Origin of the sequence: Bacillus sp. LK2, from assembly GCF_001043575.1 — a bacterium.
GTDB classification, from domain to species: domain Bacteria; phylum Bacillota; class Bacilli; order Bacillales; family Bacillaceae_G; genus Bacillus_A; species Bacillus_A paramycoides.
Window position 1 is genome coordinate 39,527 of sequence record NZ_LDUK01000021.1, and the last position, 24,976, is coordinate 64,502.

At 37.2% G+C, this 24,976-nt stretch carries 22 protein-coding genes; 2 read left to right on the forward strand and 20 right to left on the reverse strand.

Annotation, left to right across the window (positions count from 1 at the left end; translation table 11 throughout):
- Positions 1 to 23: 23 nt before the first annotated feature.
- The 3 genes from recG to VK90_RS15125 all read right to left on the reverse strand — a co-directional run bounded on the left by recG (position 24) and on the right by VK90_RS15125 (position 4,447).
- Positions 24 to 2,072 (reverse strand): ATP-dependent DNA helicase RecG, encoded by a 2,049-nt coding sequence (gene recG, locus VK90_RS15115; protein ID WP_048373930.1) that lies wholly within the window; start codon positions 2,070 to 2,072, stop codon positions 24 to 26.
- 313 nt (positions 2,073 to 2,385) lie between these two features.
- The gene (locus tag VK90_RS15120) at positions 2,386 to 4,062 is read right to left on the reverse strand and encodes a DAK2 domain-containing protein (protein WP_048373932.1); all 1,677 of its coding nucleotides are present in this window, start codon (positions 4,060 to 4,062) and stop codon (positions 2,386 to 2,388) included.
- 22 nt (positions 4,063 to 4,084) lie between these two features.
- Positions 4,085 to 4,447, reverse strand: a complete 363-nt coding sequence (locus VK90_RS15125) for an Asp23/Gls24 family envelope stress response protein (protein WP_002173116.1) — start codon at positions 4,445 to 4,447, stop codon at positions 4,085 to 4,087.
- A 377-nt stretch (positions 4,448 to 4,824) separates the two neighbouring features.
- On the opposite strand from VK90_RS15125, the gene rpmB reads away from it, so the two are divergent.
- Positions 4,825 to 5,013 carry a 50S ribosomal protein L28 gene (gene rpmB, locus VK90_RS15130; protein ID WP_000124776.1) on the forward strand — a complete coding sequence of 63 codons (189 nt, stop codon included), beginning with the start codon at positions 4,825 to 4,827 and terminating at the stop codon, positions 5,011 to 5,013.
- A gap of 73 nt (positions 5,014 to 5,086) precedes the next feature.
- Here the strand turns inward: rpmB and spoVM are convergent, their stop codons facing one another.
- From spoVM to VK90_RS15215, 17 genes are all read right to left on the reverse strand, one after another.
- Positions 5,087 to 5,167, reverse strand: coding sequence for a stage V sporulation protein SpoVM (gene spoVM, locus VK90_RS15135; RefSeq protein WP_001213599.1), 81 nt, complete (start codon positions 5,165 to 5,167; stop codon positions 5,087 to 5,089).
- A gap of 66 nt (positions 5,168 to 5,233) precedes the next feature.
- On the reverse strand, positions 5,234 to 5,914 hold the full coding sequence (locus VK90_RS15140; RefSeq protein ID WP_048373934.1) for a thiamine diphosphokinase: 681 nt from the start codon (positions 5,912 to 5,914) through the stop codon (positions 5,234 to 5,236).
- Between the two features lie 100 nt (positions 5,915 to 6,014).
- Positions 6,015 to 6,659, reverse strand: a complete 645-nt coding sequence (gene rpe / locus VK90_RS15145) for a ribulose-phosphate 3-epimerase (RefSeq protein ID WP_002111395.1) — start codon at positions 6,657 to 6,659, stop codon at positions 6,015 to 6,017.
- Between the two features lie 2 nt (positions 6,660 to 6,661).
- Entirely contained in the window at positions 6,662 to 7,543 is an 882-nt protein-coding gene (gene rsgA / locus VK90_RS15150) for a ribosome small subunit-dependent GTPase A (protein ID WP_002173118.1), read from the reverse strand.
- A 270-nt stretch (positions 7,544 to 7,813) separates the two neighbouring features.
- Positions 7,814 to 9,787 carry a Stk1 family PASTA domain-containing Ser/Thr kinase gene (gene pknB, locus VK90_RS15155; RefSeq protein WP_048373937.1) on the reverse strand — a complete coding sequence of 658 codons (1,974 nt, stop codon included), beginning with the start codon at positions 9,785 to 9,787 and terminating at the stop codon, positions 7,814 to 7,816.
- 8 nt (positions 9,788 to 9,795) lie between these two features.
- Positions 9,796 to 10,548: a Stp1/IreP family PP2C-type Ser/Thr phosphatase gene (locus VK90_RS15160; RefSeq protein ID WP_048373939.1), complete on the reverse strand. Its 753-nt coding sequence runs from the start codon at positions 10,546 to 10,548 to the stop codon at positions 9,796 to 9,798.
- 4 nt (positions 10,549 to 10,552) lie between these two features.
- Positions 10,553 to 11,641: a 23S rRNA (adenine(2503)-C(2))-methyltransferase RlmN gene (gene rlmN, locus VK90_RS15165; protein WP_025148315.1), complete on the reverse strand. Its 1,089-nt coding sequence runs from the start codon at positions 11,639 to 11,641 to the stop codon at positions 10,553 to 10,555.
- A gap of 4 nt (positions 11,642 to 11,645) precedes the next feature.
- Positions 11,646 to 12,980 carry a 16S rRNA (cytosine(967)-C(5))-methyltransferase RsmB gene (gene rsmB, locus VK90_RS15170; protein WP_048373943.1) on the reverse strand — a complete coding sequence of 445 codons (1,335 nt, stop codon included), beginning with the start codon at positions 12,978 to 12,980 and terminating at the stop codon, positions 11,646 to 11,648.
- Complete coding sequence (gene fmt, locus VK90_RS15175) at positions 12,977 to 13,921, reverse strand: methionyl-tRNA formyltransferase (protein WP_048373946.1); 945 nt, start codon at positions 13,919 to 13,921, stop codon at positions 12,977 to 12,979. The genes rsmB and fmt overlap by 4 nt, the downstream gene beginning before the upstream one ends.
- A gap of 23 nt (positions 13,922 to 13,944) precedes the next feature.
- Complete coding sequence (gene def / locus VK90_RS15180) at positions 13,945 to 14,415, reverse strand: peptide deformylase (RefSeq protein WP_002173124.1); 471 nt, start codon at positions 14,413 to 14,415, stop codon at positions 13,945 to 13,947.
- 11 nt (positions 14,416 to 14,426) lie between these two features.
- Positions 14,427 to 16,832, reverse strand: a complete 2,406-nt coding sequence (gene priA, locus VK90_RS15185) for a primosomal protein N' (RefSeq protein WP_048373949.1) — start codon at positions 16,830 to 16,832, stop codon at positions 14,427 to 14,429.
- Positions 16,829 to 18,034: a bifunctional phosphopantothenoylcysteine decarboxylase/phosphopantothenate--cysteine ligase CoaBC gene (gene coaBC, locus VK90_RS15190; protein WP_048373951.1), complete on the reverse strand. Its 1,206-nt coding sequence runs from the start codon at positions 18,032 to 18,034 to the stop codon at positions 16,829 to 16,831. Before coaBC ends, priA begins: the two co-directional genes overlap by 4 nt.
- Positions 18,035 to 18,234: 200 nt before the next feature.
- Positions 18,235 to 18,447, reverse strand: coding sequence for a DNA-directed RNA polymerase subunit omega (rpoZ, locus tag VK90_RS15195; RefSeq protein WP_000933964.1), 213 nt, complete (start codon positions 18,445 to 18,447; stop codon positions 18,235 to 18,237).
- Positions 18,448 to 18,449: 2 nt separating this feature from the next.
- Positions 18,450 to 19,067, reverse strand: a complete 618-nt coding sequence (gene gmk, locus VK90_RS15200) for a guanylate kinase (RefSeq protein ID WP_002173127.1) — start codon at positions 19,065 to 19,067, stop codon at positions 18,450 to 18,452.
- A 13-nt stretch (positions 19,068 to 19,080) separates the two neighbouring features.
- On the reverse strand, positions 19,081 to 19,344 hold the full coding sequence (gene remA, locus VK90_RS15205; protein ID WP_002173128.1) for an extracellular matrix/biofilm regulator RemA: 264 nt from the start codon (positions 19,342 to 19,344) through the stop codon (positions 19,081 to 19,083).
- 67 nt (positions 19,345 to 19,411) lie between these two features.
- Positions 19,412 to 20,287, reverse strand: coding sequence for a YicC/YloC family endoribonuclease (locus VK90_RS15210; protein ID WP_002173129.1), 876 nt, complete (start codon positions 20,285 to 20,287; stop codon positions 19,412 to 19,414).
- Between the two features lie 99 nt (positions 20,288 to 20,386).
- A complete protein-coding gene (locus VK90_RS15215; protein WP_048373955.1) occupies positions 20,387 to 23,110 on the reverse strand; it encodes a calcium-translocating P-type ATPase, SERCA-type in 2,724 nt (907 codons plus the stop codon).
- 105 nt (positions 23,111 to 23,215) lie between these two features.
- Between VK90_RS15215 and VK90_RS15220 the strand changes: the two genes are divergently transcribed.
- Positions 23,216 to 24,925 carry an Rqc2 family fibronectin-binding protein gene (locus VK90_RS15220; RefSeq protein WP_048373957.1) on the forward strand — a complete coding sequence of 570 codons (1,710 nt, stop codon included), beginning with the start codon at positions 23,216 to 23,218 and terminating at the stop codon, positions 24,923 to 24,925.
- The last annotated feature ends 51 nt before the right edge of the window (positions 24,926 to 24,976 follow it).

The window sequence follows — 24,976 nt, forward strand, 5'->3', positions numbered from 1 at the left end:
ACAAAAACTTTTGTTGACTCCCTTTAATCGAGCTTCTCTCCTTGGAACACACCTGTTCCATCAAGATAAGTACGCAGCGAAGCATACTGATCATTGTGCCAAAATGCTTCTGATTCTACCAATATTGTCGCATCTTGTCTAGCAGTTTCTAACGCCCGATAATCATGTACCATATCAGCAACCTTAAATTCTGGCAGACCACTTTGCTTACTTCCAAAGAAATCCCCAGGACCTCGTAACTCTAAATCTTTTTCTGACAATACAAATCCATCATTCGTTTCAGTCATAATACGCATTCGCTCTTTTCCCGTTTCCGATTTCGGATCCGCGATTAATAAACAATATGATTGTTCACTACCACGTCCAACACGCCCCCTCAGCTGATGGAGCTGTGATAAACCGAAACGCTCTGCGTCATAAATAACCATAACAGTCGCATTTGGTACGTTCACACCTACTTCAACAACTGTTGTCGATACAAGAATTTGCACTTTATTTTCACTAAACTGTCCCATTATCTCTTCTTTTTCCTGAGATGATAGCCTTCCATGCATTAATCCAACTTGGCATTTCCCTTCGTAATGATGAGTCAGCATACTATGTAAATCGATAGCATTTTGCACATCAAGCTTCTCAGACTCTTCAATAAGAGGACAAATAACATATGCTTGTCTTCCTTTTTTTATCTCTTTCTCCACAAAACCGAGAACACGATCTAACATATCATGTTTTGCCCAATACGTTTCAATTACCTTTCTACCAGCTGGCATTTCGTCGATAATAGAAACGTCCATCTCTCCAAATGCAGTGATTGCTAACGTACGCGGAATTGGGGTCGCCGTCATAAATAACACATCTGGACTTTCACCTTTCTCCCGTAAAACCCGGCGCTGCGCTACACCAAATCGATGTTGTTCATCGGTAATAACGAGACCTAACCTATGAAATATAACTTCATCCTGAATTAAAGCATGCGTCCCAACGAGGATATCTATTTCTCCTTGTTCTAATTTCGCCAAAATTTCTCGACGTCTCGCACCCTTTACAGAACTTGTTAGTAATTCAACCTTCATACCGAAATGCGAAAATGTCTCAGCGAGCGACTGATAATGTTGTTCAGCTAAAATTTCTGTAGGAACCATCAAAGCACCTTGGTAATGAGCCAATTTCGCCGCATAAAGAGCAATCGCAGCGACAACTGTTTTCCCAGACCCTACATCACCTTGTAATAATCGATTCATTCGATAAGGAGATGTCATATCTTTCATAATTTCATCTACAACTCGGCGTTGTGCGCCAGTTAACGGAAATGGAAGTGCATCGGTAAACTCTTGTAATTCTACTGACGAAATTTCTTTCTTCGTCCCTTTCGAATTTTCCCTTTCCATCTTCCGAAGTGTTTGCATTTTCAACTGAAACAAGAAAAACTCCTCATATACAAAACGGCGTCGCGCTTGCTTTAAGTCTTCCTGTCCCACTGGAAAATGTAACGCTCGCAGCGCTTCATAGCGTGGTAATAATTTATACCGACTTAACAAACCGTCTGGTAATACTTCGACTATGGAATCTCCATACTCCTTAAATGCTTGCGCAACAAAACGGCGCATCTGTTTTACTGTCAATTTTCCTTTCACTGAATATACAGGCTCTACTTCTTGTTGACGTAAAACTGGTCCAAAATGAAGTTCTGATACAGCAATTGTTTGGCGATGCTGATCCCATTTACCAGTAATTGTTACCGTTTCCTCTAACTTTAACTTCTGTTTATAGTATGGTCTATTAAAACATACAGCTGTAATTAAATAACGACCAACAAGGACACGAACTGTTAGACGCGACTTCTTCTTCCCATAATATTGCAGTAAAGGAGCACTATGAACTTTCCCCTCAACTGTCACACGCTCATCATGCTTTACTTCAGCAAGATCTTTCATCGCATAGTCTTCATAACGGTACGGAAAATGTTCTAATAGATGAGAAACTGTATAAATTCCCATCTCGTGTAATAACTCAGATGTTTCTCCTCCGATTCCCTTTACACCCGTAACAGGAACTTGTACAACTTCATTCAAGATTCTCACGCTCCGTCACATTATTTTCTTTGTTTCACTCTATTGATTAACCATTAACATCATTAACATCTGTAATCGCTCTCTTTCACCCTATATATTCTATCATAGGCATTCTAAGAGAAACTACTCTAATCCCTCTATATAAAACAAAGTTATACAACACGTAAGAAAAGAGCCTCACTTTTAGCAGCAAGGCTCTTTTCTATCATCAATATGCTAGCCTTTTGAATAAAAACTAGTAATAAATTTCATATCACTACTTCTTATCCATTAGCAAGTAAGTAATCCATTTATTTTCAAAACGAATCTTTTCTTATTCTACAGAGAAGATGAAAGAATACACCGGTTGGTTCCCTGCATGTACTTCTACTTCTGCATCTTCAAAGCTCTCTTCTACAAACGTAACTAATTCAGCCACTTCTTCATCTGTTGCATCTTCACCTTGTAGAATCGTTACGATTTCAGAATCCTCATCAATTAGCGCTTCTAGTAATTGCTTCGCAGCTCCTACTTTTTCAGCATTTGTAGATACAATTTTACCATCTGCAATACACATGAAATCATCTTTTTGAATTGCTACACCATCAATTTCCGTATCACGAACAGCATACGTAATTTGACCTGTTTTCACATGGGATAAAGCTTCTTTCATGTGTTCTTCATTCTCTTCTAACGTTCCAACTGGATTAAATGCTAACATAGCAGCCATACCTTGAGGAACTGTTTTTGAACGAACAACAATAACTTCTTGATCTACCACTGATGCTGCTTGTTCTGCTGCCATCACGATATTTCCGTTATTTGGTAAAATGATAATTTTTTCAGCATTCGCCTCTTCAATCGCCTTCACGATATCCTCCGTACTTGGATTCATCGTTTGGCCACCTTCGATAACTTTTGTTGCGCCAATGCTCTCAAATAAAGTTTTAATACCAGATCCCATAGCTACAGTTACAATACCATACGGTTGTTTCTCTTTTGGCTGATTCGTTTGTTCAGGCATCGGAGTAGGTTCATCTAATAAAGCAGTATGCTGTTCACGCATATTTTCTACTTTGATCTTAATTAGACTACCGTAACGCTGTCCGTAGTTCATAGGATCTCCAGGATGTTCCGCATGAATATGAACCTTTACAACCTCATCATCCGATACAACAAGTAGTGAATCTCCGTACACACTAATATCTTCACGGAATTTTTGTTCAGAGAAATTATGTTCCTTCATTTTTTCAGGCTCTAATTTCACCATGAATTCCGTACAATATCCATACTTAATATCTTCTGTACTCAATTGGCTTTGTACACTACGGTGATGTTCTGCGCGTACCATTTCATTCATAGATGGTTGTGCAGGCGCATCAGAAGAAATCGTTTCTCCTTTTAAGTCAGCTAAAAATCCTTCGTATACAACAACAAGACCTTTACCACCGCTATCTACAACGCCAACTTGTTTTAATACAGGTAATAAATCTGGCGTACGATTTAACGATGCATTTGCTTCTTTCACAACGTCTTCCATAAACAAAACAAAGTCGCGCTGTTTTTTCGCAACTGTCACTGCATATTTACCCGTTTCTCTTGCAACCGTTAAAATCGTTCCTTCGATCGGTTTCATAACCGCTTTGTAAGCCGCCTCTACTCCAGCTTCTAAAGCTGCAGCAAAATCAACTGTTGTTAATTCTTCTTTTTGTTCAATGGATTTAGAGAAACCACGGAACAATTGAGATAAAATAACACCAGAGTTACCACGTGCTCCCATTAATAATCCTTTGGCTAAACTTACGCCGACTTTACCAGCATGCTGTGAAGGATTTGCTTTCACTTCACGTGCGCCTGAAGTCATTGATAAGTTCATGTTTGTACCGGTATCGCCATCTGGAACTGGAAATACGTTTAATGCATCAACAAGCTGAACATTATTTGTTAAATTATTCGCTCCTTGAATGATCATTTGTGATAAACGTTTCCCATCAATTTTTTGAATTGACACAGATTTTCCTCCTTAATGCACATTACAAGTTTATTACTTTAACTCCTTGTACGTAGATGTTTACAGAATCTACTGCTAGTCCTACAGTTTGATCTAATGTATATTTCACTTTCGTCTGCACGTTATGTGCTACTTCTGAAATTTTCGTACCATAGCTCACAATAATATACATATCAATATGTACTTCATCTTCATTTTTACGAACAATTACGCCCCTAGTGAAGTTTTCTTTTCGTAAAATGTCTGTTAATCCATCTTTTAATTGATTTTTTGATGCCATACCTACGATACCGTAGCAATCTACTGCGGCACCTCCAGCAATTGTTGCAATTACATCTGTACTAATATCAATTTGACCGTACTTCGTTTTAATTTCAATTGACATCTCGTTTCCCCCTTCATAAATGGTGAAAGTGAGCTAGACTACTTTAGTTACTATCATATAATCTTTTTAAAGAAAATTCCATCGTTCTTTCTTTTTCACTCTCATATTTTATGTTTTAAATTACATTTTTTTATGATGAGCAAAATAGTCCATTGTTATTATACAACATGTACCACTATAATATGTCAAGCAATTTTTCTTGATTTCAACTTTTCTTCATTGATATATAGTGTCAAGTAATTTTTCTTGATTTCTTTTTCCTACGGTGTTGCATTCTCTTTTTAGTTGTGTTAAATTATAGTAGTGTTTTTAGCATCGCATAAAAGACTAACATTGAAAAATTACGCATGGTAAGGTATCAAGGGAGGGAAATATAAATGGCTCGTGTTTGTGCTATCACTGGAAGAAAAGCTCGTTCTGGTAACTCTCGTTCTCACGCAATGAACGCTACAAAACGTAAATGGGGCGCTAACCTTCAAAAAGTTCGCGTACGCATCGACGGTAAAGTTCAACGTGTTTACGTTTCTGCTAGAGCATTAAAATCTGGCAAAATCGAACGTGTTTAATAATAAAAAAAAGAGCCGCTAGGCTCTTTTTTTACTATACCAATGGAAAAAGCACCGGTAATAGGTGCTTTTTTTAGTCTTTTTTAAAGGTATTTAACATCGCACGAACAATTCCACCAAGAAATTTAGGTAACTTAATTGTATAAAATCTCATGGTTTCCCTCCTAATCCCCATTACTCCACTTGTTCACTATATGATGCAAGGAGCAAAATTGTTTCTTCAATCAGTGCTTCTTATCATCATTAATATGCCAGAAGTAAATGAAAAAGTACCTTTTTCCTTAATGAGTTCATTACTAATACAAAGTGTCGATCCCCACTCTATTGTTTTATTAGTAAGAGGGTACTTAAAACCGTGAAGTGTAATGCCTTCCACCCTTTCAGTAACTGGTACAAATGATACGTATGGAAAATGTTCATTTCCTTCAATTATATACGTACCAAGCTTTTTCACCATTATTTCATTTTTATTGTCCACAATACACATTTCTATATTTACTTCTAATCCCTTTAAAAGCATCTGAATATTTGCTAAACCGTGATCAAGCCTTCCACCAGTAGCACCAAAAATACGAATTAATTTTGGTTTCTGTTCTAAAGCCCAGCTAATTGCAATTTCTAAATCTGTTTGATCTTTTTCTCGTGGGACAATATGTAATTCATTTGTCTGCTGTCCCATCCATGCTAATTCATCATCAGTAACTGAATCATAATCTCCAAACGCAACAGCCGGAGTGATTCCTCTTTTCAACAAACGGTACACTCCTCTATCAACGGCCGCCCAAACTACTTCTTCATTTTCATACCGAGAAAAATCTGCGCAGTATTCTGCAGGTCCTCCCGCTAAAATATGAATAATCATTTTTCCTTCCCCTTCTATTGTAAAAAGGCAATCTGCCATTCGGTAGATTGCCTTTCTCCTTATTTGCCACTCTAACATGTATAAATAGTGAAGTCTTAATGAACTAGAAGCTTCACTAGGATAAAGGTTCGTTCATTCTTTATCCGCGAATTACACGAATTGCTTCACCGCGGTCTTTTTGATTGTATACTGCTGATCCCGCTACAAGAACATTCGCTCCTGCTTCAATACAAAGTCTTGCCGTTTCAGCGTTGACACCACCATCAACTTCAATTTCCACTTGTAGATTTCGCTCTTTAACCATTTCTGCAACTTGTTTGATTTTCGGTAATACAGAATGAATAAACTTCTGTCCGCCAAATCCAGGATTTACTGTCATAAGTAATACCATGTCTATATCTTCTAATACATGCTCAATCGTTGAAACTGGAGTATGTGGATTTAATACAACTCCCGCTTTAATGTCATGAGATTTAATTAACTGAATTGTACGATGTAGATGTGGACAAGCTTCTACATGGACAGTAATAATATCAGCTCCCGCTTTTGCGAAAGTTGGGATATAGTTATCAGGATTTTCAATCATTAAATGTACATCTAACGGTAATGATGTAATCGGACGGATTGCTTCTACAATTAATGGTCCAATCGTAATATTTGGTACGAAATGTCCATCCATTACATCGACGTGAATGTAGTCAGCTCCGCCTTTTTCTACATCTTTAATCTCTTCCCCTAATCTTGAAAAATCTGCTGATAAAATCGATGGTGCAATTTTAATCATGACTAATACCTCGGCTTTCTCTCTCTAATTTCTTCTACGAATTGTTTGTAATTCTTATAACGATATTCGGTAATCTTTCCTTCTTCAACCGCAGCTTTCACCGCGCATTTCGGTTCAACAAGGTGTGTACACCCTCTAAATTTACAGTATCGGCTCGCTTCTTTCAACTCTGGAAAACAATATGTAAGGTCTTCTACTTCTATATCTATGAAATCCAGTGAACTAAAACCAGGTGTATCCGCAACAAGTCCGCTTCCAACTGTAATTAATTCCACGTGTCTTGTCGTATGCTTTCCACGCCCTAAATGTGAAGAAATATCATTTGTTTTCAATTCTAAATCTGGGCGTAATACGTTTAGCATTGAAGATTTCCCAACACCAGATTGGCCTGCAACGACGGAAATACAACCTTCTAAGAATGGTTTCAGAATATCAATACTTTCCGATGTATTTATAGAAGTAAACAACACATCATAACCCATTTCACGATAATCATTTGCATAAGATTCAACAGTTTCTCTCATTTTTTCATCTACTAAATCCATCTTACTAATGCAAATAATCGGTTTAATGTTATGATATTCAATCAATACTAAAAATCGATCTAACAGTCCTGGATTAAAATCTGGTTCTACTGCAGAGAAAACAAGAATAGCTTGATCAACATTAGCAATAGGAGGTCTAACAAGTTCATTTTTCCGATCAAATACTTCTAACACATAACCTTCATTCGGATTATCCGCTTGAAAAACAACTTGGTCTCCTACAAGTGGCGTAATTTTATTCTTTCTAAATACACCACGCCCGCGACATTGTGTAATCCCTTCCTCATTCTGCACATAATAAAACCCACTTAAAGCTTTTACAATTTTTCCTTCTGGCATATAATTCTCCTTTATTTTGTATAAAATGAAACTGCAATTAAATATGAATAGACTAGAGTTCTTTAAACAATTATTTCAAAGCCCACCAAATATATATCCAGGTTCATATATTTAATCTACCATCAAATTTGAAATATTATTTACAACAGTATCACTTTTACAGCTTTTTGAATCATATATTTTTGCCTGTTATACCGTCCACTATGTAGACAGCATAACAGGCAAGAGTAATACATCCCATTCTCTATAAGAAGAAATTGGAATTCACTATTATTGAGCTGGATACGGCACTTCTTTGTCGATAATCGTTACTCCATCCCGAACAATTTTATAGTGTCCCTTTGCACCTTCTTGAATTACAAATTCTAAAGAAATAGTGGCCGACTCAGTAATTGTTCTCGTTTCAACTGGTCTATCCATTTTTTGCTGCATATCTTCTTTATAAATTTCTATTGTTTGTGGCTTTTTCTCACCTGTTGCAGGAGGCTCATATGGGATAGAGATGTTATCCACTTTTACCGTTTTCGTCACTTTAGGCTTCGGACCATCAGAGATAATAACCGTTACTTTATCTCCTTCTTTTAAAGCTGTCCCAGGCTTCGGAAATTGTGAAATAACAAGACCTTTATCAATTGTATCTGAATATTCCCTTTTTATATCAGAAACAAGTTTTCTTTCATTTAAATAACTTTTCACGCTATTTTCAGTCCAGCTTGAAAAATCCCCTGGTCTAATCTGATAAGGTCCTTTACTTATCCAAATCTTTACTTCTTGTTCTCCTTCTACAACCATTTGATCAGGTGTTGGTATTTGTTCTACAATTTCACCTTTAGGTTTATCATTTTCAATATAATTTGGTGTAACTTGTTTATATTTCTCTTCTAGCTCAGCTCTTATACTCTCAAAATCTTTTCCTGTCAAATCGCGCATCTTACTTTTCTTTTTTCCACCTGATTGATAGATAGTAATTTTAGAGTTTTCTTTCACTACTCTTCCTGCTATAGGATCTGTTTTTATCACTTTTCCGACTTCAACATTATCTGTATATACAATATTAGGTTCAGTAACTTCAAACCCCTTTTCAACTAATGCATTTACAGCTGTCGTATACTTCATACCAGCCACGTCAGGAACCTTCACATCTTTCGGAATAAAGAAGCCTGGAATAACAGTAAGCGCTAATGTTATCCCTATCGCTAAAAGTAAAAATGTTGTAATTAAAACCTTCAGCCATTTGTTACTTCGTTTTTTCTTCTTACCGGATTCGGTCGCTTCTTTTCTTACTTGTTCATCTACTTTACTTCCTTTTAATACAATCGTTTCATCACTTACATTTTGAAATAATTGTTCTTGTTGAATAATTGGAATCGCTTTCGTCGCTTCCATATCTTCTGGTATGTAAAATGGTTGTTCATTTATTCGTTCTGGATATAGCGCTGTCTCAATATCTCGTTTCATCGCGTTAGCAGATTGATATCGATGGAACGGATCTTTCGCAGTTGCCTTTAATATAATATTTTCAACACTTTGTGGAATATTTTCATTCCATCTTTTCGGAGATGGTATTTCATTTTGTAAATGTTTTAAAGCAATTGCAACAGCAGATTCACCAGAAAATGGTTGTCTTCCTGTTAACAATTCAAACATAACAATCCCAAGTGAATAAATATCTGATTGTTTATTCGCTATACCGCCGCGCGCTTGTTCTGGTGATAAATAATGCACCGAACCGAGCACCGAATTTGTATGTGTAATCGTTGTTGCACTTGTAGCTGTCGCAATTCCAAAGTCTGTGACTTTTATCACTCCATCATCTCGAATCAAAATATTGTGCGGTTTAATATCACGATGTACAATCTCAAAATGATGGGCATGTGCCATGGCGGACGTTAACTGCTCCATAATATCAAGAGCTTCTCCTATCGGTAACATTCCTCGATCAATTATGTATTGCTTCAATGTTCGTCCAGGTACATATTCCATTACAAGATAATATATACCATCCTCTTCCCCAACATCATACATATTCACAATATTTGGATGCGACAACGTTGTAACAGATTGCGCTTCTCGATGGAAACGTTTAATAAACTCTTCGTTATTTGAATAGTCGAGTCTTAATATTTTCACCGCTACATCTCGGCCGAGTATATCATCATGAGCTAAATATACATTGGCCATTCCTCCACCGCCAATCATTTTTAGCAGTTTATAACGGTCATTTAAGCGTTTTCCAATCAGCACGTTGCACTTCACCTACTTTCGTTTGTCGAATCCACATAATCAATAAGAACGAGGGTGATATTATCTTCTCCACCACGATCATTTGCTAATTGAATGAGATGCTCTCCTTTCGCCTCGAGCTGTTCATTTAATTGTAAAATTTGTTGCATATCAGTCATAGGTACTTTGTTAGACAATCCATCAGAGCAAAGAAGTAATTGATCGTCTTCTTCGAGCACCAATGTTTTTACATCTAGTTCGACCTTTTCTTCTGTTCCTAACGCTCTTAACAGAACATTCTTTTTCGGGTGATATTCTGCATCTTCTTTTGAAATTTCACCGTGCCTAACAAGTTCATTTACAAGTGAGTGATCTTCCGTTACAAGCGCTATCTCTCCCTCTGATACCATATAACAACGACTATCTCCTATATGACCAATTGTTACAAAACTAGGTGTACAAATCGCTACGATAACCGTTGTTCCCATGCCATTACACTCTACATGTTGCTTAGAGTACGCATATATGCGCTCATTAATAATTCCAACGTTAGTATGTAACCACTTTTCTATCTTTTTAGGCTCATTCATATTATGCGTTTGCTTCCAATAATCATGGAATAATTGAATGGCCATCGAGCTGGCTACATCGCCAGCTCGATGACCTCCCATTCCATCTGCTACTACCGCTAAAATATTTCCATCTAAATTGTGAAAAACTCCTGCACTATCTTCATTATGTTGACGAACTTTCCCTTTATCCGATAGAAACACGGCTTTCATCTCGTCACCTCGTCTCTTCTTTGCGCTCCTTCGCACGCAACTGACCGCAGGCTGCATCAATATCATGACCTTGTTCACGGCGAATTGTTACATTCACTCCACGATCTTTTAGCGTCTTTTCAAATAAGAAAATTTGCTCACGTGGCGTACGTACGTAATCACGTTCTGGCACGTAGTTTACCGGAATTAAGTTCACATGACATTTTACACCTTTTAAGAGCGCAGCAAGTTCTTCAGCATGCTCAACTTGGTCGTTTTCTCCTCCAAATAAGCCATATTCAAATGTAATACGACGCCCTGTTCTATTTACATAGTATTTAATAGCTTCCATTAAATCAGGTAGCTTATAAGCACGGTTAATCGGCATTAATTTTGAACGTAGCTCTGTATTTGCAGCATGCAATGAAATCGCAAAATTGATTTGCATATCTTCTTCAGCGAACTTATAAATTTTCGGAACAATTCCACTTGTTGAAACTGTCATATGCCTTGCACCAATATGAATTCCTTTTTCATGATTTACAATGCGTAAGAATGACATTAAGTTGTCATAATTATCAAACGGTTCTCCAATTCCCATAACAACAAGAGAACTTACACGTTCTTCTGTTTCATCAAGCGCACGCTGAACTTCTACTACTTGCGCTACAATTTCTCCAGCCTCTAGGTTTCGTTTTAACCCACCAAGTGTAGATGCACAGAACGTACATCCAATACGGCAACCAACCTGTGTTGTTACACAAATGGAATTTCCATATTCATGTCGCATTAATACCGTTTCAATAGAGTACCCATCGTATAACTGGAATAAGAATTTAATTGTTCCATCCGAAGACGTTTGTTTTACTAACGTATTTAAAGTAGTAATATCAAAGGAATTCGACAATTTATCGCGCAATCCTTTAGAAAGGTTTGACATATCCTCATAATTTTTTACACGTTTTTTATATAACCAATCAAAAATTTGTCCTGCACGGAATTTAGGTTCCCCTTGTTCCTTTAACCAATCTTGCATTTCATGAAGTTGTAAAGAGTAAATTGATGGTTTCTTTGTTTCTACATTTTTCTTTTGTTTTTTTACAGTCGTTTCCATGATGCTACACCTTCTTTCTTAAACAAGCAATATAAAAGCCATCTGTTGCAAAATAATGCGGTAAAATTTGTATTTGACCTTCATTAATATACGGACTTAATTTTTCTGGCATACGCTCTTTAATCGTAGTATCCCACTCAAATTCAGGATGCTCTTGTAAAAATTGCTCTATTACTTGTTCATTTTCTATTTTTTCAATTGTGCACGTACTATAAACAAGGCGACCACCTTGTTTTAACAATGGTGCTATTTTTTCTAATATCGCAAGTTGAATCGTTGATAATCGTTCACTATCGCCCTTATCTTTGCCTAACTTAATATCAGGTTTACGTCTTATAACACCAAACCCAGAACATGGTGCATCTACTAATATTTTATCAAAAGTTTCATTTTCGAAATGCTCTTGAACTTTTCTAGCATCTAATGCCTTTGTTTCTACATTTTCTAGACCAAGTCGATCTGCTTGTTGTCTAATTAAACGTACTTTATGCGCGTGTAAATCAAGTGACATTACTTTACCCGTTCCCTTTAAACGCTCGGCTATATGCGTTGTTTTACCACCAGGAGCGGCACAGCTATCAAGAACTGTATCTCCCTCATTCGGTTCTAAAGCACGTGCAACAAGCATAGAGCTTTCATCTTGAATAGAAAGAAATCCTTTTTTGAACGCTTCTGTATGCGCTACATTCCCTCTTTCAATTTGAATTGCATCATCTGACAAATCGCCACGTTTCGCTTCTATACCCTCATTTGCTAATAGTCCAATCGCTTCTTCTACCGTAACTTTATCAACATTCACACGTGCTGTCGGTACAGGTGGTATCATATTTACTTCACACATTTTCTCTGCTGTCTCTAAACCATATTCAGATGCCCAGTCTTGTACAAGCCACATTGGATGACTTGTTGCAATCGCAAGACGTTCTACCGGATTATTGATTTCTTCTAAAGAAGGTACACCTTCTCGCTGAATCGAACGCAATACTCCGTTCACCATGCCTGAAATCCCCTTATGCCCACGACGCTTCGCAATCTCAACAGCTTCATGAATAGCAGCTCTTTCTGGAACTCGGTCTAAATATAGCATTTGATATAAAGATAAGCGAAGCAACACTCTTACCCACGCCTCAACCTTTTTTCTTAAAAATGGTTGTAAGTAAAAATCTAGTGTGTCACGACGTTGAATCGTTCCATATACAATTTCAGTTAATAAACCAATATCTTTTCTGTCAATTGTACTTTTTTCAATCAAATTATTTAAAAGTAAGTTACTATATGCACCACTTTTTTCTACTTGAATTAAACCATCAAGAGCTAACTCACGAACATTTTGTCTCATGCATTTTCTCCTAACTTCGTACCAATTTCAGGTTTTGTTCCACGTAAAAATTGTGAACAACTCATACGTTTTTTACCAGACGGTTGCAATTCAGTGATTTTAACACCTGTCTCATTCCCTGTTGCAACAACAAATCCATCTTCTTCAAGAGCTACTATTGTACCTGGTTCAGCTTTCTCTGTAATAGAGACCTTCTCTCCCCACCATACTTTAATAACTTGTCCTGCTAAAGTCGTATAAGCAACTGGCCACGGATTCAATCCGCGAATGTGATTGTATACTTCTTCACCTGTTTTTGTCCAATCAATTTTCTCTTGCTCACGTTTTATATTATATGCGAACGTCACTTCATCTTCATTTTGTTTAATTGGTTCTAGTTTACCCTGAATTAGTAAAGGAACCGTTTTAGATAAAAGGTGCGCTCCCGCTTCGCTTAACTTATCAAATAATGAACCTGTTGTTTCACGCTCTTCAATTTCTACTTCTACTTGCGTTAAAATATCACCAGCATCTAATTTTTCTACCATATACATAATTGTAATACCTGTTTTCTCTTTACCTTCCATGATTGCATAGTGAATCGGTGCACCACCGCGAAGTTCTGGAAGTAATGAAGCATGGACATTAATACATCCGTACTTTGGCGCTTCTAAAATTTCATTCGGTACAATCTGACCGAACGCAGCTGTTACGATTAAATCCGGCTCTAGCGCTAATACTTTTTCATATTCGTCTTTTTCACGAATTTTCAGTGGCTGTAACACCGGAATACCATGCTTCTCCGCTTCTACTTTAACAGGAGTAGGTGTTAAAACCTTTTTTCTACCTACTGGACGATCTGGTTGCGTTACAACACCCACTACGTCATATCCATCCTCGATAAGACGACGAAGCACCGGCACAGAAAAGTCCGGTGTTCCCATAAATACTACTTTTATCATTCAAAAACCGCTCCTTTTAACACCTATTCTAATTCGTTTTCTTCATAATATCTCGTCACTTTAGATGTGAATAAAACACCATGTAAATGATCGATTTCATGCTGAATTGCACGCGCCAAGAAGTCTTTCGCTTCTAATAAGAATATTTTCCCGCGGCGATTTTGCGCACGCACTTTAATATAATCTGCACGCTCCACTTCACCATAAAGTCCCGGAAAGCTTAAGCAGCCTTCGGGACCTACTTGTTCACCACGTTTTTCTAAAATAACCGGATTAATTAATTCGATTTTCCCCGTATCATCACCGATATCAACAACAGCTACTTGTAAGCTTACACCTACTTGTGGCGCAGCTAAACCAACGCCGTCTGCAATTAACATTGTTTCATGCATATCTTTTAACAATTTCACTAACTTTTTATCAAAGTTAATTACTCTTTCGCATGGTGTTTCTAACACTTCATTTGGATGCTTTACAATTTCTAAAACTGCCATATTTCCCTCCGCTACATTAACATTGTTGGATTAAAATCAATTGAGATTTGTAGCTCTTTTTGCATTTCTGCTTGATAATGTTCATTTACCATTTTGAGCACGTTCTTTAAGTTTGGTTCCCGTTTGTATTTTATCATGCATTGGTAACGATATCTATCTTTTATCCTTGGAATTGCTGAAGCAACTGGCCCTAATACCATCGTTTGCTGTGAACAATGCATTCGTAAATGACCGACAATTTTTTCCGTCACTTGGACTGCCTTTAATAATTCTGGATGAGATACAGTGACAAGTACAACATAGTAATATGGCGGATATTGCCTCATTCGCCTCATTTGCATTTCTTGTTCAAAAAATACATCATAGTGTTGATTCTTTGCTAATTCTACACTGTAATGTTCCGGCGTATACGTTTGAATTACAACTTCCCCTGGCAATTCATGTCTTCCTGCACGTCCACTCACTTGCGTCAATAGCTGATAGGTCTTTTCACTCGCCCGAAAATCAGGTAGGTGAAGCATCGTATCCGCCGTTAAAACACCAACAAGCGTCACCTTCGGAAAATCAAGTCCTTTTGCAATCATTTGTGTTCCAAGTAATATATCTGCTTTCTCTTCACCAAATGCCTTTAATAATTTTTCATGCATTCCTTTGCGGCTTGTTGTATCCACATCCATTCGAATGACTCGCGCTTCTGGAAATAGTTTTGTGATTTCTTCTTCAACCTTTTGCGTCCCTGTACCAAAGAAACGAATATAAGTACTATTACAAGCAGGACACTCTGTTGGCATATTTTCTTCATAACTACAATAATGACATTTTAAACGATGGTTCATTTTGTGATATGTCAGCGAAATATCACAATGCGGACATTGTACGACATACCCACAATCACGGCACATCACAAACGTAGAATGACCCCTTCTATTTAAAAAGAGAACCATTTGTTCTTTCTTTTCTAATCGATCTGCTATTTTTTCATGCAGTGCCTTTGAAAACATTGAGCGATTTCCATCACGAAGCTCTTCCCGCATATCAACAATTTCTACCGTCGGCAAGGCTTGTTCATTCATACGTTTTTCCATTGTAAGCAACCCATAGACACCTTTTTTTGCTCTAGCAAACGATTCAAGTGTCGGCGTTGCACTTCCTAGAACGATTGGACACTTATGATATTGCCCTCTCCATACTGCTACATCTCTTGCATGATACTTCGGATTATCTTCTTGCTTATAACTCGATTCGTGCTCTTCGTCAATAATAATGATCCCTAAATTTTCAAATGGAGCAAAAATAGCTGAACGCGCACCAACTACAACTTTCACTTCTTTTCTTAAAATCTTGCGCCATTCATCATATTTTTCTCCGACAGAAAGCGCACTATGAAGAACCGCAACTTGCGAACCGAACCTACCTTTGAAGCGATCTACCATCTGGGGCGTTAACGCGATTTCAGGAACAAGCACAATAGCTTCTTTTCCCTTTTTCAGCACCGCTGCTATAGATTGTAAATACACTTCTGTCTTACCACTTCCTGTAACACCATATAGTAAAAATGGATTGTAAGTTTCATTTATAATCGATGACAAAATCGGTGTAATTACTTGTTTTTGTTCCTCCGTAAGCGGAAATGGTTTCGTTTGTTCAAAATCATCATCGTCATACGGATTCCGGTATACTTCTACATACTTTTCTGAGATTAGCCCCTTCTTAACAAGTGCTTTTATTGGTGCATCTGTTATTTGTAATTCTTCTGTTAAAATTTTCAACGGTACACTTTTATAATTTTCTACAAAATAATAAAGTACATCTTGTTGTTTTTTACTTTTCAGTTCAAACGCCGCTAATTCTAGTTTATCTTCCGGCAATTCTGGTTGAACTACTCTTTGTTTCTTCTTTTGTACTTTATCCTTTACTTGATAAACTACTTCAATCGTACCATTTTTAATTTCTTGTTGAATAGTGCGATATAGGTGTGGCTGCGCCTCGATAGCTTCCCAATCTATCGTTTCCTTCCCCTGAAATAAACAAAGAATTTCTGGCGTAACTTCTTCTTGTTTACGAAGCTGCAGACGCTTTTTATACGTTGCTTTTATCGCTGTCGGCAGCATCACTTGAAAAGCTGAAATCATATAACATAACGTTTCACTTGTAAGCCAATACCCAAGCTTTAATAACTCCTCATTTAAAACTGGAGTGACATCTAGTATTTCATAGAGTACCTTTAATTTTTTACTTTCTACGTCAACCGAATCCTTTATGCCAATAATAAAGCCTTGCAATTTCCTCGGGCCGAATGGGACTACTACACGCATTCCTGTTTGCACAATATCTTCCCATTTTTTAGGGATAATATAATCAAACGGTCGATCTGTTTGACGTGCAGGTACATCAACAATCACACTCGCAAACTTCATAAACGATCATCTTCTAACATCATTTCAATTTGCTTTAATATTTCACGAGCTACTTCTTTCTTCGTTAAAAGTGGCAACTCAATAATCTCTCCATCTTTTCTATATATTGTCACAATATTTGTATCTGTACCAAATCCAGCTCCTTGGGCTTTCACATCATTCGCAACAATCATATTTGCATTTTTCTCACGTAATTTTCTCGTTGCGTACTCCTCTATGTTTGTCGTTTCGGCTGCAAATCCAATAAGTAACTGTTGGTCCTTCTTCTCACCTAACGTTTTTAAAATATCCACTGTTCTTTCTAATTCAATAACAGCATCGCCATTCTTCTTTTTCATTTTATTATCATGAACATATTTCGGGCGGTAATCTGCAACTGCAGCTGTTTTAATAACAACATCCGTATTGGAATAATACTTAAGTACAGCTTCTAACATATCTTGTGCAGATTCCACTTGTACAGTTGTTACATGTAATGGTGGAGTTAGCGATGTCGGTCCTGAAATAAGTATAACCTCAGCTCCTAAGTTTGCTGCCACTTCCGCAATTGCATATCCCATCTTTCCAGAAGAAAAATTCGTCATAAAACGAACCGGATCAATCTTTTCACGTGTCGGTCCAGCTGTTATTAATATTCGCTTTCCTTGCAATGGCTTTTTCTCTGAGAAAGATGCCTCTAAACGCGCAATAATCGTTTCAGGCTCTTCTAATCTTCCTTTTGCTACATAACCACATGCTAAAAAACCTTCCCCAGGCTCAATGAATGTATATCCTAAAGTTTTTAACGTCATCATATTTTTTTGAACAATTTTATTTTCATACATATGCACGTTCATAGCAGGTGCAATCCACACTGGCGCTGTAGTAGCTAACAAAGTAGTTGTAATCATATCGTCAGCAATACCACCAGCTAACTTTCCAATACAATTGGCTGTAGCAGGTGCAACAAGTACAACATCCGCCCAATCTGCTAAATCAATATGAGCGATAACCGCCGAGTCTTTCTCATCGAATGTATCTGTATATACATCATGACGAGAAAGGGCTTGAAATGTAAGAGGAGTAACAAACTTCATTGCTGACTCACTCATCATCACTTTTACAAGTGCCCCCGCTTGTGTCATTTTACTTGTTAACGCAGCTGCTTTAAAAACCGCAATGCCTCCTGTTACACATAGAAGTATCTTTTTCCCTTTTAGCATATGACTCGTCCTCTTTCTTTTTCAAACTTATTCTGCTGAAATGGAATTTTTCCAGCTCGTCAGTGCTAGTATTTCGTTTCTTCTTTATACAAGTTCTTTTCAGCTCTGTCGTAAAAAAATAACAACCTACTTGTAAATAGGTTGTTACCGTTACATAGAAAATTATAATGTCTATGTTTTAATTTGTCGAAAAGATGGTCTTAATCAATTATTTTGTCTTCGCTTGGTACATATTTTAATACTTCTGCATCGATTTCTTCTAATGATTTACCTACACATTTATGAGAAACAGGTTGTTCAATAACACAGTTGTCAGCAAGTTGCATTTCACGAGCACGCTTCGCAGCTACTGTTACAAGTGTATATTTAGAATCGATTTTTGTTAATAATGAATCAATTGATGGATTTAACATAATTATAGACCCTCCGTCATTTCTTTATAATATTTTGCTACTCTTTCGCGGCGGCAATGTTCGCCAACCACAATTGCTTTAATTCTGTCGCAAGCTAATTCAACTTGATCGTTTTCTACTACATAGTCATAAGCGTCCATCATTTCGATTTCTTCTTTCGCTACCGTTAAACGATTTTCAATAACATCTTCAGTTTCTGTACCACGACCGACAATTCGGTTCTTTAGTTCAGATAAACTTGGAGGTGCTAAGAAAATAAATACACCTTCAGGAAAGGCTTTTTTAACTTGAATTGCTCCTTGCACTTCAATTTCTAGGAACACATCTTTTCCTTCTTGTAATGTTTTTTCAACATAATCAATTGGTGTTCCGTAATAATTACCAACGAATTCAGCCCATTCAAGTAACCTCTCATTACGAATCATTTCTTCAAATTCTTCTCTCTCTTTAAAGAAATAATCCACACCATCTACTTCACCTTCACGCGGTTTACGTGTCGTTACTGAAATAGAGTACTGAAAACGCGTATCTTCATGGCTAAACAGCTCTTTTCGAACCGTTCCTTTCCCGACCCCAGAAGGTCCTGAAAGAACGATGAGCAATCCTCTTCTACTTCTCATAAATATGTAAAACCTACCCTTCCTCACTTAAATCTTCTTTATTATTCAAACGATGTGCAATCGTCTCTGGCTGAATTGGACTTAATACAATATGCCCATCATCCATAACAATAACCGCCCTTGTTTTTCTCCCATACGTAGCATCAAGCAAAGCATTATGTTCACGTGCTTCCTGTACTGTTCGTTTAATAGGAGCTGACTCCGGACTTACAATAGCAATAATTCGATGAGCAGATACAATGTTTCCATATCCAATATTTAAAAACCTCATGGCCATAGTTTGCGCCTCCTAGTAAGTCTATCCGATTTCTCCACCACGTATAACTTTATATATTTTTTGAAAGCTACTCAATATTTTGTACTTGTTCACGAATTTTTTCAAGGTTATTTTTCATTTCTACGACATATTTTGAAATTGTTAAGTCATTTGCCTTAGAACCAATCGTATTAACTTCTCTATGCATCTCTTGCACGATGAAGTCCATTTTCCTTCCAACAGGCTCTTCAATTTGCAGTGCTTCACGAAATTGATCTAAATGACTTTGTAAGCGTACTAGTTCTTCGTGAATATCTGAACGCTCTGCAAATATTGCCACTTCTGTTAGCAATCGTTGTTCATCTAAATCTTGATTATGTAATTCTTTTAAGCGATTTTCTAATCGTTCACGATATTTTTGTGTAACAATTGGCGCATGTGGGATAATTGCATTTACACAATTGTGAATCTCTTGCAAACGATACGCTATATCTTTATGTAATCGTTCTCCTTCGCCCTCTCTCATCGTTTTCAACATATGAGCAGCTTGGCGAACAGCCTCATATAAACTGTTTTCAAATTGTACATTTACATTTTCTATTTCTTCAATTGCCGTTACTTCTGGCATACCCATTAATTGTTGAAGTGTAATAGAATCTTGTAATTGAAATTTTCCTTTTATATCTTCCATAATGGATTGGTACTGTTCAAGAAGCTCCCAATTCACACTTAATTTTCTTTCAACAAGCCCTTCACCTGTTATACTAATAGACACTTCAATACGTCCACGGCGAACTTGTTCTGCAATTATTTTACGAATTTTATCTTCAAACACCATCATTTGCTTCGGAAGTCGAATACTCATTTCTAAAAAGCGATGGTTCACCGACTTCATTTCTACTGTAATTTGAAAAGTATCGTTTTCTACTTTCGACCTTCCAAATCCTGTCATACTACAAATCATCTTTATCACATCCAAGCCATGAAATAACTCAATGAAAAAGGTAATAGAGATGCAACTCTACTACCTTCTGTAAATTATATCACATTTTCATATTATTGACTATTTCAAGTTTAATCCCTTCTTATATAACAGTGGTTTTTTCTTTTCCTCTTTTTTTCTTGTTAATAAGGATCCTACTAATAAGAATGTCGGAATAGATGATAACCCTCCAATTAACAACCAATCTCGTGCTTGTATCGGCAATGTGCTAAAAATCGGTTGTAATGGCGGATAATAAATAACTACAAGCATTAACAATAAGGAAATAATAACCGCTCCTACTAAATATATATTTCCAAATGGGTTGCGATGAAATATAGAATGTTCACTGCGACAATCAAATACATGAATAAGCTGAGCAAGTACTAATGTTGCGAATGCTACCGTTTGTGCATACTTCAATTCGTTCGGATGCTGGTTAAATGCAATAATAAACGCTACTAATGTCACTGCTCCGATTAGAAAACCACGACTTATAATTTTCCACGCAAGCCCTCTAGCAAATACTCCTTCTTTCGGATGGCGTGGCGTTCGCTTCATCACATCTCCTTCAGCTTTATCCAACCCTAATGCCATCGCTGGTAAACCATCAGTAACTAAGTTCACCCACAAAATTTGAATCGGAACCATCGGCAATGGCAAAGCAAGTAACATCGCAAATAACATAACTAAAATTTCACCAACATTAGATGCTAACAAATACCGAATAAACTTCCGGATATTTTCATATATGTTTCTACCTTCTTTAATCGCCGATTTAATCGTGGCGAAGTTGTCATCTAACAACACAAGTGAAGAAGCTTCTTTTGCAACATCTGTCCCTGTAATCCCCATCGCAATCCCTATATCGGCTGTTTTAATAGCTGGAGCATCGTTCACTCCATCACCTGTCATAGCTACTATATGCCCCCTATTTTGCAATGCCTTAACAATTTTCAATTTATGCTCAGGAGACACACGAGCGAATACATACGTATCTTCTACAATATTTTCTAATGCCTCCACATCCATATTCGCAAGTTCTACTCCTTCTACAACGCGTCCACCCGGTGGTAAAACCCCTAACTGTTCCGCAATTGCCATTGCTGTCACTTTATGATCTCCCGTAATCATTACCGTTCTAATACCAGCTTCCTTACACTCTTTCACTGCTCGTGCAACTTCTGGTCTTGGCGGATCTATCATTCCTTGTATTCCAACAAGCATAAAATCCTGCTCGACTTCTCTTTCATGTTCAATTGAATCTGTAATTTTTAACGGTTTAAATGCCACCGCAATCGTTCGTAAAGCTTGACTTCCCAAACTATGAATCGCTGCCTGTACTTCTTTTCGGTACAGTTCACTTAAAGGCTGCTGTTTATTTCCCCATAAAATTGTTTGGCTCATTTGCAAAAGAACATCTGGTGCTCCTTTTGTAATAACAAATTTTTTGCCTTCACGATCACGAACAATAACGCTCATCATTTTTCTAGTTGAATCAAAAGGAAATTCACGAATGACTTCAAACTTTCCTTTAAGAGCTTCACGTGATATCCCCGCCTTCATTGCTGCTGCAACGAGAGCTCCCTCTGTTGGATCTCCATCTAACACATACGTCTTTTTCTTTTGAATAACATTCGCATTATTACATAAACAGCCAAATGTAAGTAGTTGATAAAGTGATTTCGTCTTAGCAGGGTCAATTACTTTTTCACCCTTCATAAACGAACCTGTTGGCTCATAACCTTGACCTGTTACCTTCCACAATTCTCCACCTGACCACATATGCGTTACCATCATTTTATTTTGTGTCATTGTTCCTGTTTTATCTGAGCAAATAACAGAGGCGCAGCCTAATGTTTCTACAGCCGGCAACTTTCGCACAATCGCCTTCTTTTTAATCATGCGCTGTACGCCAAGTGATAACGCAACCGTAACGATTGCTGGCAATCCTTCCGGAATAGCCGCAACAGCGAGCGAAACCCCAGCCAAAAACATGTGATACACTTCATTCCCTTGATATACACCGGCTAGTACAACAAGAGCTGTCAAAATAAGAGCGACAATAATCAAAATTTTCCCAAGCTGTTCTAATCTTCTTTGTAATGGCGTTTCCATTTGCTCAGCATTTTGCAACATATTTGCAATTTGCCCCATAGCTGTATTCATTCCAGTTGCTACGACTACTCCTGTTCCAGCACCTCTCGTTATCATCGTCCCCATAAATGCCATGTTTTTTTGATCCCCAATTGAAACATCTTGACCTTGTAACGCCTCTACCTTCTTTTGCACAGGCACTGACTCTCCTGTAAGAGCCGACTCTTCAATATATAAACTTGAGGATTCCACAAGTCGAACATCCGCGCCAATACGGTCACCACTTGAAAACTTAATAATATCACCTAGTACAAGCGCTTTAGACGGTGCCTTTATCCACTTTCCATTTCTTAGTACAGTAACTTGAGGAGCGGCCAATTCTTTTAAAGCTTCCAACGATTTTTCAGCTTTCCTCTCTTGAAAGAAACCTAGGATACCATTAATAATAACGATTGCAACAATTGCAATAGAGTCGATATACTCTCCTAAAAAAGCCGAAATAATTGTAGCACCAAATAAAACAAGCACCATAAAATCTTTAAATTGCGCTAAAAACACCATAAGCGCAGAAGGGCGCTTTGCTTCTTCCAATTCATTTGTACCAAATTTCTTTAATCGCCCCTCTGCTTCTTGCTCTGTAAGACCTACCTCCACATTCGTATTCGTTCTTTCCTCCACTTCATGTGCACGCATTTCATACCAGTTCATTCTGCCATCGACCTCCTGATTCCAGACATACTCTAATGAAAGCTTATTCAGCCTCGTCCAAAAAAATGCTATAATTAACTTTTAGTTAGAAAGGAGTGTTCATTCATGGCATTCGATGGATTATTCACAAGAGCGATTACACATGAAATTGCAAATTCTCTTCAAACAGGAAGAATTTCAAAAATATATCAACCCTCAAAATATGAAATTTTATTACATATTCGAGCAAACGGAAAAAACCAAAAGCTGATTCTTTCATCTCATCCTACATATGCGCGTATGCACTTAACGAATCAAAACTATGATTCACCAGCGATACCGCCGATGTTTTGTATGCTTCTTCGCAAACATTTAGAAGGTGGGTTTATTGAAAAAATTGAACAAATTGACTTGGAACGTATTATTCAAATTACAGTTCGCAGTCGTAATGAAATCGGAGACGAATCTTTAAAAACATTAGTAATCGAAATAATGGGACGACACAGTAACATTATCTTAGTAGATACGAAAACAAATGTTATTTTAGATAGCTTAAAACACGTTTCTTTAGCCGTAAACCGTCATCGAACTGTATATGCGGGAGCTGAATATGTTGCACCACCAGCCCAACATAAAATCAACCCACTGCACATTGAAAATGCGGATGATTTTATTAGACCACTAGACTTTTTATCTGGAAATATGGATAAACAGCTTGTCGGAGCTTTTATGGGGATTTCCCCACTCTTTGCAAAAGAAGTAGTGAAAAAAGCAGGTATGGTAAATGAAAAAGCATTATCTGAAGCTTTCTTCATCTTGCAAAAAAACCTACTAACGCATCAGTACGTGCCAACAATGATAACTGCAAATGGAAAAGAGTTCTTTTACCTATTCCCTCTTTCTCACTTGCAAGGAAATGAAAAAGCATTTTCGTCTGTTAGTGAATTGTTGGATCGTTTCTTCTTTGGTAAAGCAGAGCGCGATCGTGTAAAACAACAAGCTCACGATTTAGAACGATTTATGCAAAATGAAAAGTCAAAAAATGAAAAGAAGCTAATTAAACTAGAAAAAACATTACAAGACGCTGGAAAAGCAGATAAATATCAATTATTTGGAGAGCTACTTACAGCCAATATGTATGCTTTAAAAAAAGGGGATAAAGATATTGAAGTTGTTAACTATTACGACGAAAATAGTGGAACTGTAAAAATCACATTAGATCCTTTAAAATCACCATCTGAAAATGCACAGCGCTATTTCCAAAAGTACCAAAAAGCGAAAAATTCGGTTGCTATTGTAGAAGAACAAATCGAAAAAACAAATGAAGAAATTCTTTATTTTGATAGCTTACTGCAACAAATGGAAGCTGCTTCTTCAAAAGACATTGAAGAAATTCGTGAGGAACTAGCTGAAGAAGGTTATGTGCGTAGTCGTAAGACGAAGAATGCAAAGAAAAAACCAACTAAACCAATATTGGATAAATATTTGGCTAGTGATGGCACAGAAATTTTCGTCGGTAAAAATAATAAACAAAATGATTATTTAACAACGAAATTCGCTCGTCGTGATGAGATTTGGTTACATACGAAAGACATACCTGGGTCTCACGTTGTCATTCGTTCTTTGGAGCCTGCTGAAGAAACTTTACTAGAAGCTGCTAAAATAGCCGCTTATTACAGTAAAGCAAAAGATTCTAGCTCTGTTCCTGTAGATTTCACAAAAATACGCCATGTCAAAAAACCGAGCGGTGCAAAACTGGGATTTGTTACATATGATAATCAACAAACAATATATGTAACGCCAGATGCCGACACAGTAATGAAATTAAAAGCGTAAATACTTAAAAATGCGTTGCTTGTAAGCAACGCATTTTTTTATGTTTTTAGT

What these genes read in the sequence shown, in the direction of transcription:
- VK90_RS15125 (WP_002173116.1), bottom strand. Translation starts at nt 4,447, where the DNA reads ATGTCAATTGAAATTAAAACGAAGTACGGTCAAATTGATATTAGTACA.
- rpmB (WP_000124776.1), top strand. Translation starts at nt 4,825, where the DNA reads ATGGCTCGTGTTTGTGCTATCACTGGAAGAAAAGCTCGTTCTGGTAAC.
- spoVM (WP_001213599.1), bottom strand. Translation starts at nt 5,167, where the DNA reads ATGAGATTTTATACAATTAAGTTACCTAAATTTCTTGGTGGAATTGTT.
- VK90_RS15140 (WP_048373934.1), bottom strand. Translation starts at nt 5,914, where the DNA reads ATGGCAGATTGCCTTTTTACAATAGAAGGGGAAGGAAAAATGATTATT.
- rpe (WP_002111395.1), bottom strand. Translation starts at nt 6,659, where the DNA reads ATGATTAAAATTGCACCATCGATTTTATCAGCAGATTTTTCAAGATTA.
- rsgA (WP_002173118.1), bottom strand. Translation starts at nt 7,543, where the DNA reads ATGCCAGAAGGAAAAATTGTAAAAGCTTTAAGTGGGTTTTATTATGTG.
- VK90_RS15160 (WP_048373939.1), bottom strand. Translation starts at nt 10,548, where the DNA reads ATGAAAGCCGTGTTTCTATCGGATAAAGGGAAAGTTCGTCAACATAAT.
- rlmN (WP_025148315.1), bottom strand. Translation starts at nt 11,641, where the DNA reads ATGGAAACGACTGTAAAAAAACAAAAGAAAAATGTAGAAACAAAGAAA.
- rsmB (WP_048373943.1), bottom strand. Translation starts at nt 12,980, where the DNA reads ATGAGACAAAATGTTCGTGAGTTAGCTCTTGATGGTTTAATTCAAGTA.
- fmt (WP_048373946.1), bottom strand. Translation starts at nt 13,921, where the DNA reads ATGATAAAAGTAGTATTTATGGGAACACCGGACTTTTCTGTGCCGGTG.
- def (WP_002173124.1), bottom strand. Translation starts at nt 14,415, where the DNA reads ATGGCAGTTTTAGAAATTGTAAAGCATCCAAATGAAGTGTTAGAAACA.
- priA (WP_048373949.1), bottom strand. Translation starts at nt 16,832, where the DNA reads ATGAAGTTTGCGAGTGTGATTGTTGATGTACCTGCACGTCAAACAGAT.
- coaBC (WP_048373951.1), bottom strand. Translation starts at nt 18,034, where the DNA reads ATGCTAAAAGGGAAAAAGATACTTCTATGTGTAACAGGAGGCATTGCG.
- rpoZ (WP_000933964.1), bottom strand. Translation starts at nt 18,447, where the DNA reads ATGTTAAATCCATCAATTGATTCATTATTAACAAAAATCGATTCTAAA.
- gmk (WP_002173127.1), bottom strand. Translation starts at nt 19,067, where the DNA reads ATGAGAAGTAGAAGAGGATTGCTCATCGTTCTTTCAGGACCTTCTGGG.
- remA (WP_002173128.1), bottom strand. Translation starts at nt 19,344, where the DNA reads ATGGCCATGAGGTTTTTAAATATTGGATATGGAAACATTGTATCTGCT.
- VK90_RS15210 (WP_002173129.1), bottom strand. Translation starts at nt 20,287, where the DNA reads ATGATTTGTAGTATGACAGGATTTGGAAGGTCGAAAGTAGAAAACGAT.
- VK90_RS15215 (WP_048373955.1), bottom strand. Translation starts at nt 23,110, where the DNA reads ATGAACTGGTATGAAATGCGTGCACATGAAGTGGAGGAAAGAACGAAT.
- VK90_RS15220 (WP_048373957.1), top strand. Translation starts at nt 23,216, where the DNA reads ATGGCATTCGATGGATTATTCACAAGAGCGATTACACATGAAATTGCA.